Raw genomic sequence first — 16,556 nt, 5'->3', positions numbered from 1 at the left:
CGGTCTTACGGGCGGCGGAGCGCGTCGGAGGCCGCGGTGGCGGCCGGGCCGGCGGCCAGCTCGGTCTCCAGGAGCTGCTTGCCGAGCAGCTCGGGGTCCGGCAGCTCCATCGGGTACTCGCCGTCGAAGCAGGCGCGGCAGAGGTTCGGCTTCTGGATCGTGGTCGCCTCGATCATCCCCTCCAGGGAGATGTACGAGAGCGAGTCCGCGCCCAGCGACTTGCCGATCTCCTCGACCGACATGCCGTTGGCGATCAGCTCCGCGCGGGTCGCGAAGTCGATGCCGAAGAAGCAGGGCCACTTGACCGGCGGGGAGGAGATCCGGATGTGGACCTCGGCGGCGCCGGCCTCGCGGAGCATCCGGACCAGGGCCCGCTGGGTGTTGCCGCGGACGATCGAGTCGTCGACGACCACGAGCCTCTTCCCCTTGATGACTTCCTTGAGGGGGTTCAGCTTCAGCCGGATGCCCAGCTGGCGGATGGTCTGGGAGGGCTGGATGAAGGTGCGCCCGACGTAGGCGTTCTTCACCAGGCCGGCGCCGAAGGGGATGCCCGAGGCCTCGGCGTAGCCGATGGCGGCCGGGGTGCCGGACTCCGGGGTCGCTATCACCAGGTCGGCCTCGACGGGCGCCTCCTTCGCGAGGCGGCGGCCCATCTCCACGCGGGAGAGGTACACGTTCCGGCCGGCGATGTCGGTGTCCGGGCGGGCCAGGTACACGTACTCGAAGACACAGCCCTTGGGCTTCGCTTCCGCGAATCGAGAGGTGCGGATGCCGTTCTCGTCGATCGCGATCATCTCGCCCGGCTCGACCTCGCGGACGTAGCTGGCGCCGCAGATGTCGAGGGCGGCGGACTCGGAGGCGACCACCCAGCCGCGCTCCAGGCGGCCGAGGACCAGCGGGCGGATGCCCTGCGGGTCGCGGGCCGCGTAGAGCGTGTGCTCGTCCATGAAGACGAGGGAGAAGGCGCCCCGGACCTCGGGGAGGACCTTCGCGGCGGCCTGCTCGATGGTGAGCGGCTCGCCGTCCTCGTCCACCTGGCCCGCGAGGAGCGCGGTGACCAGGTCGGTGTCGTTGGTGGCGGCGACCCGGGTCGCGCGCCCTTCCTTCTTGGGCAGGTCCGCGACCATCTCGGCGAGCTGCGCCGTGTTCACCAGGTTGCCGTTGTGGCCGAGCGCGATCGAGCCGCGGGCGGTCGCCCGGAACGTCGGCTGCGCGTTCTCCCACACGGAGGCCCCGGTGGTCGAGTAGCGGGCGTGACCGACCGCGATGTGACCTTGGAGGGAACCGAGAGAGGTCTCGTCGAAGACCTGGGACACAAGGCCCATGTCCTTGAAGACGAGGATCTGGGAGCCGTTGCTGACCGCGATTCCCGCGGATTCCTGGCCCCGATGCTGGAGGGCGTAGAGCCCGAAGTACGTGAGCTTTGCGACCTCTTCACCCGGAGCCCAGACACCGAAGACGCCGCAAGCGTCCTGGGGGCCCTTCTCGCCGGGAAGCAGATCGTGATTGAGTCGACCGTCACCACGTGGCACGTTTCCGAGTGTAGACGGGCTCGACCACTGGTCCGAATTGAGGAAATCCGGGGTCGGCCCCACTCGTGCGATCGCACGAAATGATCATCTCGCGCTTGGAGAGGGCTACAAACCAGGCAGGGGAAGGGATTCCGGCTCCGGAGCCGCGAAAAGCGGACGCTCATACCGGCTCCGGAGCCGGCCCGCGATGTGACGGAGTTCGCAATCGGCGGGGAGTGCGGTCCCGGACGCTACGCGCGTCCGGCCGGCTCGGCGGTGGCGGTGAGGCCCTCGCCGGAGGCGTCGGTGAGCGTCAGGGTCCGGTGGTCGACCCGATAGGTGAGCGGCCCGTCGAGGAGCTCGTACAGCTTGGTCTCCAGCTTCATCTGGGGGCCCGTGCACATCATCCGGGTGGTGGCCGCCGGGCCCTCGACGGTGAGGGTCGTGGCGTCGGTCCTGGCGGTCGCGGAGAAGTTGTTGCAGCCCAGGTTTCCGGTGACCTTGCCGTCCTCGCCCAGGACGATCCGCGCCTTGCCCTCGCTGCCGGCGGGCAGGGAGGACGCGGTCTGCCCGGAGAGCAGGCTCTCGACCTTCCACGCGGTGCCGCGCAGCGGGGCGGGCCGCTCGGCGGTGAGCGCGAGCACGTTCCGTCCGTCGGGCGAGGTCAGGGTGAGGGTGTCGTTCTCCAGCGTGCCCTTGAGCTCCCCGGAGAAGGCCTTGACCAGCTGCTTCTCGAACCGCATCCGGTCCTCGGAACAGGCGATCTCGGTCATCGGCCCCGGGGAGGCCGTGAGGGTGTCGCCCTTCACGGCGACGGTGGCGTTGAAGGTGTTGCAGCCGCCGCTCCCCGTGACGCGGCCGTCCTTCCCGAACGCGACGCGGGCGTCGCCCGGGGCGTCGGACGTGCTCCCGTCGACGGTGACCTCGTCGACGGTCCAGTGCGTGCCGGTGAGCGGGAGGTCCGGGGAGACGGTGCCGGCCCCGGATCCGGAGCCTTGACCTCCTTCCGTACCGCAGGCGGTGAGCAGAAGAGCCGGGAGGAGCGGGACCAGGACGACGAGTGCTCGTGGCTTCGACATGGAAATGGGACGGCCGACCGGACGAGTCGGTTCCACGGGCCCCGCCCACCTGTACGAACCTGCCTGTACGGACTTGCCGGTATGGACCCGCCTGTACGGACCTACCTGTACGGACCCGCGGCGGCCGGTCGTCAGCCCATCAGGGGCAGCAGGTCCGCCAGGTCGGCGCGCTCGCCGCTCGCGCTCACCCGGGCCGCGTCCAGCTCCGCCGCCCATCCCGTGCGCCCGGTCGCGAGCCGGATCCAGGTCAGCGGGTCCGTCTCGACCACGTTGGGCGGGGTGCCCCGGGTGTGCCGGGGCCCCTCCACGCACTGGACGACGGCGTACGGCGGGACCCGCACCTCGACCGCCCCGCCCGGCGCCTCCACCGCGAGCACGTCCGCGAGGAGACGGGTGCAGGCGGCGAGGGCCTGCCGGTCGTACGGGATGCCGGCGCCGGTCGCCTCGTTCAGGTCGTCGGTGTGGACGACGAGTTCGACGGTCCGGGTGACGAGGAAGTCCCCGAGGGTCATGGCGCCGAAACTCAGCGGCAGGAGCCGGTCGTCGGCCGCACCCGTCACCGCCTCCTCGTAGTCGCCCTGTACGCGCGCGTAGAGCCCGGGCAGGTCGGAGGCATCGATCCCGCGCGTGTGCGCGTCGATCCGCTCGGCCGCCGACGCGGTCCTGGACGGCCAGTCGAGCAGGGCCAGTTCCCGCGCGGCCGGCGCGGGCGCGGCAAGCAGCTGTGGCACGGAGTCGATCATCCATGCGAGGTGCGCCGCCAGGTCCCGTACGGTCCACTCCCCGAGCCGGGTCGGCCCGTCGAGCTGTCCGGGCGTGAAGGCCTCGACGGCCTCCCGTACGTGCCGGAACTGGGTGAGGACGGCGGCCCGGGTCTTGGCCGGGTCGTAGCTGCGGGTGCGCTTCTTGGCCGGTGGCATGGGGCGAGGGTAGTCGGCGACGAGGACGGTCGGCGGAGGTCGGACCGAGCGGGCGTCAGGCTGGGCGAGGGTCAGGCCGGGCGGGGTCAGGCCGGGCCGGGGTCAGGCCGGGCCGGGGTCAGGCCGGGCCGGGGTGCGCGGCCGGTATCGACTCGAACGTCTCCTTGTTCTTCGGCACTCCGACACCGCGCCAGGTGAAGGGAACCCCCCTGGCCGTGTCCAGGTCAGGGCCGTTCATGAGCTGGAAGTGCAGGTGCGGTTCGGTGGAGTTGCCGGAGTTTCCGCACCGGGCGAGCTGCCGGCCGGCCGTGACCCGGTCGCCCGCCCGGACGGTGAGCGATCCCCGCCGGAGGTGGGCGTACACCGCGTAGGTGCCGTTCCCGAGGTCGAGTATCAGGTGGTTTCCGACGACCCGCCGGGCTCCCGCGAGGACGCGGACGGTGGCCTCGAAGAGCATCAGATAGAGGAAGGCGGGCAGCGAGTTGCGGCTGAGGTGGTCGCGCCGGCCGTCCTCGGCGTGCACGACGGTCGCGTCGGCGACCGCGAACAGCGGGGCGTCGAAGGCCGGAAACTCCTCGCTCCGGCAGGCCACCGGCCACAGCCACGCGAAGGAGGGCCGGGACCGCTCTCCGTCCTCCGCCTCCGCCACGATGTCGATGGCGTACGTCTGGCCGTACTGGTGGGTGCCGTGGCTGGGCGTCCGGTCCGCCGGGCTGTTGAGCGCGGTCCAGCGGCCGGCGACCGGCGGGTCCACCTCGACCGGTGGCCGCGCCGCCGCCTCGATCTCCTTGCCGGTGTGCCGGGCGAGCGCGATCCCGACCCCCACGGCGGCGATCAGCGGCAGCCAGCTCACGGCGTACGAGTAGGGCAGTCCGACGGTGAACGAGACGGCCATCTGGACGAAGAACAGCAGCCAGAGCGTGCGGTGGAGCACCACCGCGGTCTTGCGCGTGAACATGAGCGTTCCCCCTGAACGATCGTGGTCGACGGCTGTGGTCGGAGAACCGGCGGTTGTGGGCGAAGGGCTATGGGCGGGCCGCCGTGAAGGCCACCAGGAGCGGGACGACCCGGGCCGCCGGGACCTCGTAGCGGCCGCGCCCGGACGCGTGGAGCCAGCCCGCGCCGGTCAGTTGGCGCAGGTGGTGGTAGATCTGGCCGGTCGTGCCCGTCTCCGGGAGCTCGGCCAGCTCGGCGGCGGTGCGGCGGCCGCCGAGTATCTCCCGCAGCAGCCGGAGCCGTACGGGATGGCCGAGGGCGGCGAAGGAGTCCGCGGTCTCGGCCCAGTCCTCGTCGAGCAGCCGCTCGGTGAACGCGCCGAACTGCCACTCGTACCGCTCCTCGGTGGGCAGCCGGACCGAACCCGTGAAGAGCACCCCGCCGTCGGCGCCCCGCGGCCCCGCCTCGGCCAGCTCGGCCTTGAACCCCTCCAGGGCCCAGAAGTCCCCTCCGGCGGTCTCGGGGCGCGTGGGGGCCTCCATGCCCTCCAGTGCCGCGATGCGCCGCTCCAGCTCGGTGAACCGCTCTTCCATCTCCATGCGTACAGATTACGTAACTACGTAACTCCGTGCAAGAGTGAATCGGAGGAGAAACGACGAAGCCCCCGCCCGGACCCGAAGGTCCGGACGGGGGCTCCCGTACGTACTGCTCCTGCTCCGCAGAGGCGATCAGGCCAGCAGGCCCGGGATCGTCGCCTCGTGGGCCGCGCGCAGCTCCTCCAGGGAGAGCGCGAACTCGCCCTGCACGTCGACGGCGTCCCCGTCGACGACGCCGATCCGGGTCGCCGGCAGACCCCGCGCACCGCACATGTCGGTGAAGCGGAGCTCCTCGCTGCGCGGGACGGCGACGACCGCGCGGCCCGCCGACTCGCTGAAGAGGAAGGTGAAGGCGTCCAGGCCCTCCGGGACGACCAGGCGCGCGCCCTTGCCGCCGCGCAGGCAGGACTCGACGACCGCCTGCACGAGACCGCCGTCGGACAGGTCGTGCGCCGCGTCGATCATGCCGTCGCGGGAGGCCGAGATCAGGATCTCGCCGAGCAGCTTCTCGCGGTCGAGGTCCACGGCCGGCGGCAGACCGCCGAGGTGCTGGTGGATCACCTCGGACCAGGCCGAACCGCCGAACTCCTCCTTGGTGTCGCCGAGCAGGTAGAGGAGCTGGCCCTCTTCCGCGAAGGCGATCGGGGTGCGGCGGTTGACGTCGTCGATCACGCCGAGGACGGCCACGACGGGCGTCGGGTGGATCGCCACGTCACCGGTCTGGTTGTAGAGCGAGACGTTTCCGCCGGTCACCGGGGTGCCGAGCTGGAAGCAGCCGTCCGCGAGACCGCGGGTGGCCTCGGCGAACTGCCACATCACGTCCGGGTCCTCGGGGGAGCCGAAGTTCAGGCAGTTGGAGATCGCCAGCGGCTTGGCACCGGAGGCGGCGACGTTGCGGTACGACTCCGCGAGCGCGAGCTGCGCGCCCGCGTACGGGTCGAGCTTCGCGTACCGGCCGTTGCCGTCGGTCGCCATGGCCACGCCGAGGTTGGTCTCCTCGTCGATGCGGACCATGCCCGCGTCCTCGGGCTGCGCCAGGACCGTGTTGCCCTGCACGAACCGGTCGTACTGGTCCGTGATCCAGGACTTCGAGGCCTGGTTCGGGGAGGAGACGAGCCTGAGGACCTGGTCCTTCAGCTCCTCTCCGTTCTGCGGCCGGGGCAGCTTGCCGGCGTCGTCGGCCTGGAGCGCGTCCTGCCACTCCGGACGGGCGAACGGACGCTGGTAGACCGGGCCCTCGTGGGCGACCGTGCGCGGCGGCACGTCCACGATCTGCTCGCCGTGCCAGAAGATCTCCAGGCGCTCGCCCTCGGTCACCTCACCGATGACGGTGGCGATGACGTCCCACTTCTCGCAGATCTCCAGGAAGCGGTCGACCTTGCCGGGCTCGACGATCGCGCACATGCGCTCCTGCGACTCGCTCATGAGGATCTCCTCGGGCGAGAGCGTCGCGTCGCGCAGGTGCACGCGGTCGAGGTCGACCCGCATGCCGCCGGAACCGGCGGAGGCCAGCTCGGAGGTGGCGCAGGAGAGCCCGGCGCCGCCGAGGTCCTGGATGCCCGCGACCAGCTTCTCCGCGAAGATCTCCAGGGTGCACTCGATGAGGAGCTTCTCCTGGAACGGGTCGCCGACCTGGACGGCGGGGCGCTTGGTCGGCTTCGTGTCGTCGAAGGTCTCGGACGCGAGGACCGAGACGCCGCCGATGCCGTCGCCGCCCGTGCGGGCGCCGTACAGGATCACCTTGTTGCCGGCGCCGGAAGCCTTGGCGAGGTGGATGTCCTCGTGCTTCATCACGCCGATGCAGCCGGCGTTGACCAGCGGGTTGCCCTGGTAGCAGGAGTCGAAGACGACCTCGCCGCCGATGTTGGGCAGGCCCAGACAGTTGCCGTAGCCGCCGATGCCGGCGACGACACCGGGCAGCACGCGCTTGGTGTCGGGGTGGTCGGCCGCGCCGAACCGCAGCGGGTCGACGACCGCGACCGGGCGGGCGCCCATGGCGAGGATGTCGCGGACGATGCCGCCCACGCCGGTGGCCGCGCCCTGGTAGGGCTCGATGTACGAGGGGTGGTTGTGCGACTCGACCTTGAAGGTGACCGCGTACCCCTGGCCGACGTCCACGACGCCCGCGTTCTCGCCGATGCCGACGAGCATGGCGTCGTTGGCGGGGACCTTCTCGCCGAACTGCTTCAGGTGGACCTTGCTGCTCTTGTACGAGCAGTGCTCCGACCACATGACGGAGTACATGGCGAGCTCGGCGCCGGTGGGACGGCGGCCGAGGATCTCGCGGATGCGCGCGTACTCGTCCTCCTTGAGGCCGAGCTCCTTCCAGGGCTGCTCGCTGTCCGGCGTCTCGCTCGCGTGCTTGACGGTGTCGAGGCTCATCAGGCGTTGACCAGCTTCTTGAGGATCGAGGTGAAGAAACCGAGACCGTCCGTCTTGCCGGTGCCGATCAGCGGCTCGACGGCGTGCTCGGGGTGCGGCATGAGGCCGACCACGTTGCCGGCGGCGTTGGTGATGCCCGCGATGTCGCGGAGCGAGCCGTTGGGGTTGACGTCCAGGTAGCGGAAGGCCACCCGGCCCTCGGCCTCCAGCTCGTCGAGCACGCGCTCGTCGGCGACGTACCGGCCGTCCATGTTCTTGAGCGGGACCTCGATCTCCTGGCCCTCGGTGTAGTCCGAGGTCCAGGCGGTCTCCGCGTTCTCCACCCGCAGCTTCTGGTCGCGGCAGATGAAGTGGAGGTGGTTGTTGCGCAGCATCGCGCCCGGCAGCAGATGGGCCTCGGTGAGGATCTGGAAGCCGTTGCAGATGCCGAGGACGGGCATGCCCGCCTTCGCCTGCTCGATGATCGTCTCCATCACCGGCGAGAAGCGGGAGATGGCTCCGGCCCGCAGGTAGTCGCCGTAGGAGAAGCCGCCGGCCAGGACCACGGCGTCGACCTGCTTGAGGTCCTTGTCCCGGTGCCATAGCGAGACGGGCTCGGCGCCCGCCAGGCGGGCGGCACGCAGCGCGTCCTGGTCGTCGAGCGTTCCGGGGAACGTGACGACGCCGATGCGTGCGGTCACGACGAGGCCCCGGCGGTCTCCGTGGACTCCACCTTCACGGTGAAGTCCTCGATCACGGTGTTGGCGAGGAAGGTTTCGGCCATCTCGTGGATGCGGGCGAGGGCGGCGTCGTCGACCGGCCCCTCCACCTCCAGCTCGAAGCGCTTCCCCTGACGGACGTCGGCGATTCCGGCGAATCCCAGGCGGGGCAGTGCACGCTGCACCGCCTGCCCCTGGGGGTCGAGGATCTCCGGCTTGAGCATGACGTCGACTACGACGCGTGCCACTGGCACTCCCGGTGGTGTGTTGCGTGGGCGGTTCCTTCAGCGTACCTGCCTCCAAATTCTACGCGGGTAGAGATCTGAAGGATCCTACAAAAGGCCGGTGATCGACCCTCTCTCCCACCGCAGCCCGACCGACCCTCGAAGGCAAAATTCACGTGAAATATTGCGGACCGCATTGCACCGGGACACGCTGAAACAAATGGCAGGGCTTCACAATGCGACACCTGCCGCTGTAGAAAGGTTTCCAGAAGAAAGCAGCATTGTCCCGGCACAGCCGAACGGTCGGCATCGTCGCACGTCAAGGGCGCCACAAGCGCCCCCTACGACCTCGGCAGCCGCAGGAAAGGACCGATATCCGTGGCTCAGCGTGTGGTGGTCACCCTCTCCGATGACATCGAGGGCGGAGAAGCAGCTGAAACGGTCGCGTTCGGCCTCGACGGGAAGATGTACGAGATCGACCTGAATGCTGCCAATGCAGAGAAACTCCGCAAGGCCCTCGCGCCCTACCTCGCGGCCGGCCGCAAGATCCCCGCGCGGATCGGCGCGGGAGCCGGTGGCGCTTCCGGTGCCGGTGCCGGCGGTGGTTCCGGTGTCGGCGGTGGCCGGGGCCGGGTCGCGGCCGCGACGTACACGCACACCGACCTCGCCCCCGACCCTGCGGCGGTCCGCGCCTGGGCCCAGTCCAACAAGATGGACGTGCCCGCCCGGGGCCGGATCCCCAAGCGGGTCTACGAGGCCTTCCGCGAGGCGAGCTGAAGCCCGGGGGCTCGCGGAGGCGCCCCGGCGGGCTCGTGGGTGCCCCCCTCCCCGGGCGGTCTCTCCCCGGGCGCCCCCTCTTCGGACTGTCTCTCTCTGGGTGACCTCTCTCCGGACGACCTCTCTCCGGGCGGCCCCGCCCCCCGGGCGGACCGGCCCGCCCATCACCGCAGGCCGAACCGATTTGCATTGCACCCCAGGTGATCGGCTAGAGTCTGGATCACGCCGAGGGGCGAGGCCGGAAGGCCCCACTCCAAGCAGCGTGCGGGTGTAGTTCAGTAGCAGAACAGCCCCCTTCCAGGGGGAAGGCGCAGTGTGCAATTCCTGTCACCCGCTCTGCATCGCATTACCGACCACTCTTGTGGATCAGGTACAGTGGTGCTCGCACCGCCCGGTGAAAGCTGGTCGGGAGCAATGCGGACGTGGCTCAGTTGGTAGAGCATCACCTTGCCAAGGTGAGGGTCGCGAGTTCGAATCTCGTCGTCCGCTCAGAGTGCGAAGGCCCCGGTTCTCAGGAACCGGGGCCTTCGTCGTGCTTCCCCCCTATCGACCACCGCCCTCATGACATTTGTCAGAAGGGATCATGACAGCGCGCACTGCCGGGGGCCGTCGGCCGACAGGAGTCTGGACACATGACACCTGCGATCGAGGCGACCGACCTGCGCCGTACGTACGTCGAGGGATCCGGCCGGGGAACCGGCCGAGGGTCCGGCGGCTTCGAGGCCGTGCGCGGGATCTCCTTCGCCGTTCCACGGGGCGAGATCTTCGCCCTCCTCGGGACCAACGGCGCCGGCAAGACCTCCACCGTCGAACTCCTGGAGGGCCTCGCCGTCCCCAGCGCCGGCACCGCCCGCGTCCTCGGCCACGACCCGTACCGCGAGCGGTCCGCCGTCCGGCCCCGGATCGGCATCATGCTCCAGGAGGGCGGCTTCCCCTCCGACCTCACCGTGGCCGAGACCATACGAATGTGGGCGGGCTGCACCAGCGGTGCCCGTCCCGTCGGGGAGGCGCTCGCCGCCACCGGCCTCGCCGGGCGCGAGCGCGTCCGGATCAAGCAGCTCTCCGGCGGCGAGCGGCGCCGGCTCGACCTGGCGCTCGCGCTGCTCGGCCGCCCCGAGGTGCTCTTCCTCGACGAGCCCACCACCGGCCTCGACGCCGAGGGCCGCCGCGACACCTGGAACCTCGTCCGGCAGCTGCGGGACGGCGGCACCACCGTCCTCCTCACCACGCACTACCTGGAGGAGGTCGAAGCCCTCGCCGACCGCCTCGCGATCATGCACCGGGGCGAGATCGTGCTCTCCGGCACGCCGGCCGAGGTCACCGCCGCCCGCCCGGCCCGGATCCGCTTCACCCTCCCCGAGGGCGTTCTGGCCGCGCAGCTCCCGCTGCGCCTGCGGGCCGCCGAGACCGACGGCCACGTGGAGATCCGCACCCGCGACCTCCAGGAGGACCTCGCCGTGCTCCTCGCCTGGGCCGGGGAGGGCGGCATACGGCTCGACGGGCTCGACGCCCGCTCCGCCTCCCTCGAAGAGGCGTTCCTCGACATCGCCTCGCGCGACGGCTCGTCCGGGGGCGGCCTGCCGGGGGACGTCCTGACGGGGGACGCCCGGTCAGGGGACGCTCCGGCGGGAGGCGTTCCGGCCGGGAAGGTCCAGACCCACGACACCACAGCGCGTACCGACCGGCAGGAGGCCGACGCCCGATGAGCACCGCCACGACCACGTCCCCGGCCGCCGGGCCCGCCTCCACCGTCCGCGGCCGGCTCACCGCTCTCGGCCGGGCCGAGCTGACCCTCCTCCTGCGCAACCGGAACAACCTCTTCATCGCCCTGCTCATGCCGGTGCTGATGGTCTTCCTGCTGCGCTCCTCGCTCACCCAGCTCGACGCGGAGACCCTGCCGATCGGCGCCGGAGCGGCCACCCTCATCGGCGGCACCGGCATGGTCCTGCTCCTCGTCACCTACATGGGCCTCGTCTCCGCACTCGTCGCCCGCCGCGAGGAGCTCGTCCTCAAGCGGCTGCGGACCGGCGAGGCGAGCGACGCGGAGATACTCACCGGCTGCGCCCTGCCCGCGACCGCCATCACGCTCGCGCAGTGTGCCGTGCTGACGGCCGGCGGTATCGCCGTCCTCGACGTGCCCGCCCCCGCCCGTCCGGACCTGCTGCTGCTCGGCGTCGCCGTCGCGATCGTCCTGCTCGCCGGACTCGCCGCGCTCACCACCGTGATCACCCGCTCCGTGGAGAGCGCCGGCCTGACGACCCTGCCGCTCTTCCTCGTCTCCTGCTTCGGCTCGGGCCTCTTCGTGCCCCGCGACGCCCTGCCCCCGCTCGCCGCCGACCTCTGCGGGCTGCTGCCGCTCAGCGGCGTGATGGAGTTCGTACGGGCGGGCTGGCTCGGCACCGCGCACGCGGAGAGCCTGGTGGGTGCCGGGCTCAATACAGTGGCCTGGGGCGTCCTGACGGGGTGGGCGGTCCGCCAGTGGTTCCGCTGGGAACCGCGGCGCTAGAGCTCGGGAGGGGGAAGCCTGATGTCCAGGCTGACGGGATGGTGGTCCGGGCGCAGCAGCGCCGAAAAGGTCGAGCTGTACACACGGTGGACCTTCCACCTCTTCGTGCCGATCGAGCTGTTCGTGCTCGGCGGCATCCCCTTCAGCCACGGTGAGCGCGGCCCTCTCCCCGTGCAGGCCTCGGTCGGTCTGTTCCTCTGGATCGGTGTCCACGCCGTGCTCTGCGCGGTCCTCGCCTCCCGCGCCCTGGACCACACGACCGGGAAGCGGGAGCGGCCGGTCCGACTCGCCGTCACGGTGGCCGGCACCACCTTCGGCGTCGACCTCGCCCTGAACCTCCTGTGGGCGGGCGGGGCGCTGCCCGAGCCGGGAGTCAACGTGGGCATCCTCGCGGGGACCTCGATCTTCACGCTCTGCGCGCTCGTCCTCTGCCTCGGTCCGGTGCGGCACATGGCGTACGCGGTGCTCGGTACCGCCTTCGCCACCGGAGCCCCGATGGCGGCGGTCGGCAACGGGTTGGACATGGCGGCCGGTTCCGCCGTCGGCATACTCATCGGTGGCGTCTTCATCTCCGTGACCAGCGGATTCTCCTCCTGGCTGCTCCGGATCGTGCAGGAGCTGGAGCGTTCCCGGGACCTCAAGGCCCGGCTGGCCGTCGCCGAGGAGCGGCTCCGCTTCGGGCGGGACCTGCACGACGTCATGGGGCGGAACCTGTCGGTGATCGCGCTCAAGAGCGAGCTGGCGGTGCAGCTCTCCCGGCGCGGACGCCCGGAGGCGGTGGACCAGATGGTGGAGGTCCAGCGGATCGCGCAGGAGTCGCAGCGGGAAGTCCGCGAGGTCGTACGCGGCTACCGCGAGGCCGACCTGCGGGTGGAACTGGAGGGCGCGCGCGGAGTCCTCGGGGCCGCCGGGATCGCCTGCGCCGTGGACGCTCCGACGCTGGACCTGCCGCCCGAGGTGCAGTCGGCCCTGGGCTGGGTGGTCCGGGAGACCACGACGAACGTCCTGCGCCACGGGGACGCACGCCGGTGCGCGATCGTGCTCCGGTCCGAGCCGGGGGCGGTGCTGCTCACCGTCGAGAACGACGGGGCGGCGGACGCGGGTGCCGCGGCCGGCGCGGGGGCGACCGGCGCCGCGGGCGGGGCGGGGCACGGCGGGCGCGGGGCCGGGTCCGGACTCGCCGGGCTGCGGGAGCGGCTCGGCGCGGTGGACGGCACCCTGGACGCGGGGCCGTCGGCACCGCACTCGTTCCGCGTGACCGCCCGTGTCCCGCTGCCCCGCCCGGGGCGGGGCGGACCCGCGCGAAAACCCGGACCCCCGGCACGCCTCGTACCCGAGAAGTCGGAGAGGCGCGAGAACTCCGAGACTCCCGGGAAGCAAGAGGAGTACAGGGCGTACGGGAAGCGTGAGGGCCACGGGGGGCCTGGAAGACAAGAGAAGCGGGGGACGCACGAGAAGGAGGAGACGGTCGCGTGACCGTACGCGTACTGCTGGCCGACGACGAGCACCTGATCCGGGGAGCGCTCGCCGCCCTGCTCGCCCTGGAGGACGACCTCGTGGTCGTCGCCGAGGCCGCGACCGGACCCGAGGCGCTCGCCATGGCCCGTGCCCACCGCCCCGACGTCGCCGTGCTCGATCTCCAGATGCCGGGCCTGGACGGTGTGATGGTCGCCACTGCCCTGCGGGACGAACTCCCCGAGTGCCGCGCCATGATCGTGACCAGTCACGGGCGTCCCGGGCACCTGAAGCGGGCCCTCGCCGCGGGCGTCCGCGGCTTCGCACCGAAGACCGTCAGCGCCCAGCGGCTCGCCGAACTCATCCGTACCGTGCACGCCGGAAACCGTTACGTGGACCCGGAGTTGGCGGCCGACGCCATAGCGTCCGGGGACTCGCCGCTGACCGTGCGGGAGGCCGAGGTGCTCGAACTCGCCGCCGACGGAGCCCCCGTCGCGGAGATCGCCCGGCGCGCCTCGCTCTCCCCCGGGACCGTCCGGAACTACCTCTCGTCGGCCGCCGCGAAGGTCGGTGCCGAGAACCGTCACGCGGCGGTGCGTCTCGCGCGGGAGAAAGGTTGGGTATAGTGGTCTCCGCGCTACGGCGCATGCGGACGTGGCTCAGTTGGTAGAGCATCACCTTGCCAAGGTGAGGGTCGCGAGTTCGAATCTCGTCGTCCGCTCCACGAAGAAGCCCCCGGTCGATCCGACCGGGGGTTTTCTCGTTCCCGTACTAGCTCCAGGTGTTGCCGGTGAGGAGCTCGTACGCCTCGATGTACTTGGCGCGGGTCGCGTCCACGACCTCCTGCGGGAGCGCCGGCGGCGGCTGCTCGCTCTTGCGGTCCCAGCCGGAGGCCGGGGAGGTCAGCCAGTCGCGCACGAACTGCTTGTCGTACGAGGGCTGGGCGCGGCCCGGCTGCCACTGGTCGGCCGGCCAGAAGCGCGAGGAGTCCGGGGTGAGGACCTCGTCGGCGATGACGAGCCGGTCGCCGTCCGGGGTGCTCTCGAAGCCGAACTCGAACTTGGTGTCGGCCAGGATGATCCCGCGCTCGCGGGCGATGTCCCGGGCGCGGGAGTACACGGCGAGGGTCGTCTGGCGCAGCAGCGCGGCCGTCTCGGCGCCGACCTGGCGGGCGACCTCCTCGTACGACACGTTCTCGTCGTGGTCGCCCACGGCGGCCTTGGTGGCCGGGGTGAAGATCGGGGCGGGCAGCTCGGAGCCGTCGCTCAGGCCCTCGGGAAGGGCGAGGCCGCAGACCGTGCGGGACTCGTCGTACTCGACGAGGCCGGAGCCGGTGAGGTAGCCGCGGGCGACGCATTCGACCGGGACCATGTTCAGCGACTTGCAGACCAGGGTGCGGCCCGCCCAGTCGGCGGGGGCGCCGGCCGGCAGTTCGGTGGAGAGGACGTGGTGCGGGACCAGGTCGGAGAGGCGGTCGAACCACCACAGGGAGAGCCGGGTGAGGACCCGGCCCTTGTCGGGGATCTCGGTGGGCAGGACCCAGTCGTACGCGGACAGGCGGTCGCTCGCCACCATCACGAGGTCACCGGCCTCGTTCCGGTACAGGTCGCGCACCTTGCCCGTGTGGAGATGGGTGAGGCCCGGGACCTGGACGGGCTCGGGCTTTTCTACGAATCCGGACACGGTTCCTCCGCGTAGGTTGATCCAGGAGCGCTTCGATTCTCTCGCACCTGCGCGGATCACCGGCGGGCGGCCTCTCCGTACGGACCCCCGGTCCCTCCCCCGTACCCGGTCGGTATCCGGTCAGTCCCTCTTGCAGATGCGGTCGAGGAGGTTCGCGGTGGCGCGCTGGATCCGGGAGTCCACGTGGCCGGGCCGGTCGAGGGCGGGCGACCAGGCGAAGGTGCCGGAGGCGAAGACCCAGGCGCCGGACGGGGCCCGGTAGAGCGAGGTCTCCTGGTGGCGCAGCATCCCGTCGCCGTCCCGGTAGGGCGAGTGGGCGAGCAGGATGCGGCTCTCGTGCTCGGGGAGCGCGGTGCGCGGGAAGTACCGGTCGGCCTCGCCCGCGACCAGGCCCGGGATCTCGTCGCCGTCCCCGGCGCCGGTGGCCTCCCAGAGCCAGTGCTCGGCGTTCCGCACGACCATCGGGTGCGGTTCGGGCACCCGGCCCGCGTACTGGATGCCGAGGAGCTGCTGCTCGGGCCGGTCGACCTCGCGCCAGAGCGAGGGCCGGCCGGGTCCCTGGCGCTTGCGACAGGTGAGGAGGCGGTCGGGCACCCCGGAGGCCGAGGGGCCCAGCTCCACCTGCCAGTACATGGTGTTGGCGGAGAGGAAGACGAGCGAGGTGCCCTGGTCACGGGCGCGTTCGGCGGCCCGGCGCATCGACGCCGACCAGTACTCGTCGTGGCCGGGGAAGACCAGGCCCCGGTAGCGGCCCGGGTCGACGCGGCCCGCGTGCAGGTCGCGGGTCTCGGCGTACGCCAGGTCGTATCCGTAGCGCTCGGCCCAGCGGATGAAGTCGTAGGCGTGCCCGACGTGCAGCGGCAGCCCCGCGCCCGCGTAGGGGCGGTCGAAGGAGACGGTGACGGCCGCGTCCTCCTCGCCGAGCAGCCGGCCGTCCGCGTCCCAGGCGTGGTAGAGGCTGGCGCCGGTCCGCCCGTCCTCCGGGTAGAGGTTGTACGCCTGCCAGGTCACGTCCGGGAGGACGAGGAGCAGGTCCGCCGGGTGGTCGTCGCGGACCGTGAAGGGGACGTGGGAACGGTGCCCGTCGGCGGTGGTGAGGACGGCCACGTACGCGCCGATCGCCCAGTAGCTGGGGACCTGGAGCCGCCAGGACTGCCACCAGTGGTGGCAGGAGACCGTGCGGTCGACGATGAGCGGAGGGGGCTGGACGATCCCGGAGAGGCGCGGGCTGGTGGTGATCTTCGCGGCGCCGTGCCCGCCGTAGTGGCCGATCCGGTAGATGTCGACCGAGAACTGCTGCGGCGGGTCCACGGTGACGTGGAAGTCGATCGAGTCGCCCGGCGCGACGGCGCCGTCGGACGCGAAGCCCTTGATCTGGCGCCGGACGTCGTCGGCCGTGCGGGGGCCGCCGGTGCCGCCCCGGGCCAGGACCTCGTCCGCGTACCAGGGCACCATCTGGCCGGTGTCGTCGAAGTAGTTGTCCGAGCCGCGCAGCCAGGGCAGCGGGCCCTGGCCGAAGGGATCGGAGACGGCGTGCGCGAGCGCACCCGACTCCCACCGCCTGATCTGATCCGCCCCCATAGTGCGCCCCTCCCTCGACTCCCCCGGTCGGCCGGTCAGTGCCCGTGGATTCGTGCTTCTGTCAGTGATGGCCTCCAGCACATCACATAACGCACGCACTCCGTCACCGTTCGTCGTGAATTGACGAGAGTGGAAGACAAGGTTCCGCATGTGCCCCTGGTCTATGCCGGGGGCGTGCGCCCCTGGCGTGCTCCTCGGTGGTGGAGGT

General features: G+C 71.4%; 15 protein-coding genes and 3 tRNA genes. 8 read left to right on the top strand and 10 right to left on the bottom strand.

All coding sequences use genetic code 11. The features are described from left to right. Nucleotides 1–5: 5 nt before the first annotated feature. The 8 genes from purF to purS all read right to left on the bottom strand — a co-directional run bounded on the left by purF (nucleotide 6) and on the right by purS (nucleotide 8,376). Nucleotides 6–1,532 (bottom strand): amidophosphoribosyltransferase, encoded by a 1,527-nt coding sequence (purF, locus tag CP977_RS18445; protein WP_062753519.1) that lies wholly within the window; start codon nucleotides 1,530–1,532, stop codon nucleotides 6–8. A gap of 230 nt (nucleotides 1,533–1,762) precedes the next feature. Then, nucleotides 1,763–2,590: an META domain-containing protein gene (locus CP977_RS18440; protein WP_152370502.1), complete on the bottom strand. Its 828-nt coding sequence runs from the start codon at nucleotides 2,588–2,590 to the stop codon at nucleotides 1,763–1,765. 131 nt (nucleotides 2,591–2,721) lie between these two features. Further along, on the bottom strand, nucleotides 2,722–3,510 hold the full coding sequence (locus tag CP977_RS18435; protein WP_152370501.1) for a maleylpyruvate isomerase family mycothiol-dependent enzyme: 789 nt from the start codon (nucleotides 3,508–3,510) through the stop codon (nucleotides 2,722–2,724). Nucleotides 3,511–3,628: 118 nt separating this feature from the next. After that, complete coding sequence (locus CP977_RS18430) at nucleotides 3,629–4,468, bottom strand: M23 family metallopeptidase (protein ID WP_062753528.1); 840 nt, start codon at nucleotides 4,466–4,468, stop codon at nucleotides 3,629–3,631. Nucleotides 4,469–4,535: 67 nt separating this feature from the next. Beyond that, nucleotides 4,536–5,045 (bottom strand): ArsR/SmtB family transcription factor, encoded by a 510-nt coding sequence (locus tag CP977_RS18425; protein WP_062753531.1) that lies wholly within the window; start codon nucleotides 5,043–5,045, stop codon nucleotides 4,536–4,538. Nucleotides 5,046–5,174: 129 nt separating this feature from the next. Further along, complete coding sequence (gene purL, locus CP977_RS18420) at nucleotides 5,175–7,424, bottom strand: phosphoribosylformylglycinamidine synthase subunit PurL (protein WP_062753534.1); 2,250 nt, start codon at nucleotides 7,422–7,424, stop codon at nucleotides 5,175–5,177. Continuing rightward, the gene (purQ, locus tag CP977_RS18415; RefSeq protein ID WP_030496512.1) at nucleotides 7,424–8,104 is read right to left on the bottom strand and encodes a phosphoribosylformylglycinamidine synthase subunit PurQ; all 681 of its coding nucleotides are present in this window, start codon (nucleotides 8,102–8,104) and stop codon (nucleotides 7,424–7,426) included. Before purQ ends, purL begins: the two co-directional genes overlap by 1 nt. Next, the gene (gene purS / locus CP977_RS18410; RefSeq protein ID WP_078489458.1) at nucleotides 8,101–8,376 is read right to left on the bottom strand and encodes a phosphoribosylformylglycinamidine synthase subunit PurS; all 276 of its coding nucleotides are present in this window, start codon (nucleotides 8,374–8,376) and stop codon (nucleotides 8,101–8,103) included. The genes purQ and purS overlap by 4 nt, the downstream gene beginning before the upstream one ends. A gap of 348 nt (nucleotides 8,377–8,724) precedes the next feature. On the opposite strand from purS, the gene CP977_RS18405 reads away from it, so the two are divergent. The 8 genes from CP977_RS18405 to CP977_RS18370 all read left to right on the top strand — a co-directional run bounded on the left by CP977_RS18405 (nucleotide 8,725) and on the right by CP977_RS18370 (nucleotide 13,808). Then, nucleotides 8,725–9,123, top strand: coding sequence for a histone-like nucleoid-structuring protein Lsr2 (locus CP977_RS18405; RefSeq protein ID WP_183953322.1), 399 nt, complete (start codon nucleotides 8,725–8,727; stop codon nucleotides 9,121–9,123). A 264-nt stretch (nucleotides 9,124–9,387) separates the two neighbouring features. Beyond that, nucleotides 9,388–9,459, top strand: a tRNA-Gly gene (locus tag CP977_RS18400). A gap of 80 nt (nucleotides 9,460–9,539) precedes the next feature. Next, nucleotides 9,540–9,612 (top strand) — tRNA-Gly (locus CP977_RS18395). A 143-nt stretch (nucleotides 9,613–9,755) separates the two neighbouring features. Next, nucleotides 9,756–10,829 carry an ABC transporter ATP-binding protein gene (locus tag CP977_RS18390; RefSeq protein ID WP_109186713.1) on the top strand — a complete coding sequence of 358 codons (1,074 nt, stop codon included), beginning with the start codon at nucleotides 9,756–9,758 and terminating at the stop codon, nucleotides 10,827–10,829. Next, nucleotides 10,826–11,629 (top strand): ABC transporter permease, encoded by an 804-nt coding sequence (locus CP977_RS18385; RefSeq protein ID WP_062753536.1) that lies wholly within the window; start codon nucleotides 10,826–10,828, stop codon nucleotides 11,627–11,629. Before CP977_RS18390 ends, CP977_RS18385 begins: the two co-directional genes overlap by 4 nt. A 21-nt stretch (nucleotides 11,630–11,650) precedes the next feature. Further along, complete coding sequence (locus CP977_RS18380; RefSeq protein WP_152370500.1) at nucleotides 11,651–13,105, top strand: sensor histidine kinase; 1,455 nt, start codon at nucleotides 11,651–11,653, stop codon at nucleotides 13,103–13,105. After that, nucleotides 13,102–13,710: a response regulator transcription factor gene (locus CP977_RS18375; protein ID WP_062753538.1), complete on the top strand. Its 609-nt coding sequence runs from the start codon at nucleotides 13,102–13,104 to the stop codon at nucleotides 13,708–13,710. The genes CP977_RS18380 and CP977_RS18375 overlap by 4 nt, the downstream gene beginning before the upstream one ends. A 22-nt stretch (nucleotides 13,711–13,732) precedes the next feature. Next, nucleotides 13,733–13,808, top strand: a tRNA-Gly gene (locus CP977_RS18370). A gap of 47 nt (nucleotides 13,809–13,855) precedes the next feature. Here the strand turns inward: CP977_RS18370 and CP977_RS18365 are convergent. Together CP977_RS18365 and CP977_RS18360 are read right to left on the bottom strand one after the other, a co-directional pair. Further along, on the bottom strand, nucleotides 13,856–14,767 hold the full coding sequence (locus CP977_RS18365) for a phosphoribosylaminoimidazolesuccinocarboxamide synthase (RefSeq protein ID WP_109186715.1): 912 nt from the start codon (nucleotides 14,765–14,767) through the stop codon (nucleotides 13,856–13,858). A 120-nt stretch (nucleotides 14,768–14,887) separates the two neighbouring features. Continuing rightward, complete coding sequence (locus tag CP977_RS18360) at nucleotides 14,888–16,348, bottom strand: N,N-dimethylformamidase beta subunit family domain-containing protein (protein ID WP_062753544.1); 1,461 nt, start codon at nucleotides 16,346–16,348, stop codon at nucleotides 14,888–14,890. Nucleotides 16,349–16,556 lie beyond the last annotated feature (208 nt).

The sequence above is a fragment of the Streptomyces cinereoruber genome (assembly GCF_009299385.1).
In the GTDB taxonomy this organism is placed as follows: Bacteria; Actinomycetota; Actinomycetes; order Streptomycetales; family Streptomycetaceae; genus Streptomyces; species Streptomyces bikiniensis.
The sequence above is the reverse complement of the archived record's forward strand: the minus strand, read 5'-3'. Positions and strand labels throughout refer to the sequence as shown.

Bases quoted from the DNA above. Each gene is read 5' to 3' on its own strand.
- CP977_RS18440 (WP_152370502.1), bottom strand. From the start codon at position 2,590: ATGTCGAAGCCACGAGCACTCGTCGTCCTGGTCCCGCTCCTCCCGGCT.
- CP977_RS18435 (WP_152370501.1), bottom strand. From the start codon at position 3,510: ATGCCACCGGCCAAGAAGCGCACCCGCAGCTACGACCCGGCCAAGACC.
- CP977_RS18430 (WP_062753528.1), bottom strand. From the start codon at position 4,468: ATGTTCACGCGCAAGACCGCGGTGGTGCTCCACCGCACGCTCTGGCTG.
- CP977_RS18425 (WP_062753531.1), bottom strand. From the start codon at position 5,045: ATGGAGATGGAAGAGCGGTTCACCGAGCTGGAGCGGCGCATCGCGGCA.
- purL (WP_062753534.1), bottom strand. From the start codon at position 7,424: ATGAGCCTCGACACCGTCAAGCACGCGAGCGAGACGCCGGACAGCGAG.
- CP977_RS18390 (WP_109186713.1), top strand. From the start codon at position 9,756: ATGACACCTGCGATCGAGGCGACCGACCTGCGCCGTACGTACGTCGAG.
- CP977_RS18385 (WP_062753536.1), top strand. From the start codon at position 10,826: ATGAGCACCGCCACGACCACGTCCCCGGCCGCCGGGCCCGCCTCCACC.
- CP977_RS18380 (WP_152370500.1), top strand. From the start codon at position 11,651: ATGTCCAGGCTGACGGGATGGTGGTCCGGGCGCAGCAGCGCCGAAAAG.
- CP977_RS18360 (WP_062753544.1), bottom strand. From the start codon at position 16,348: ATGGGGGCGGATCAGATCAGGCGGTGGGAGTCGGGTGCGCTCGCGCAC.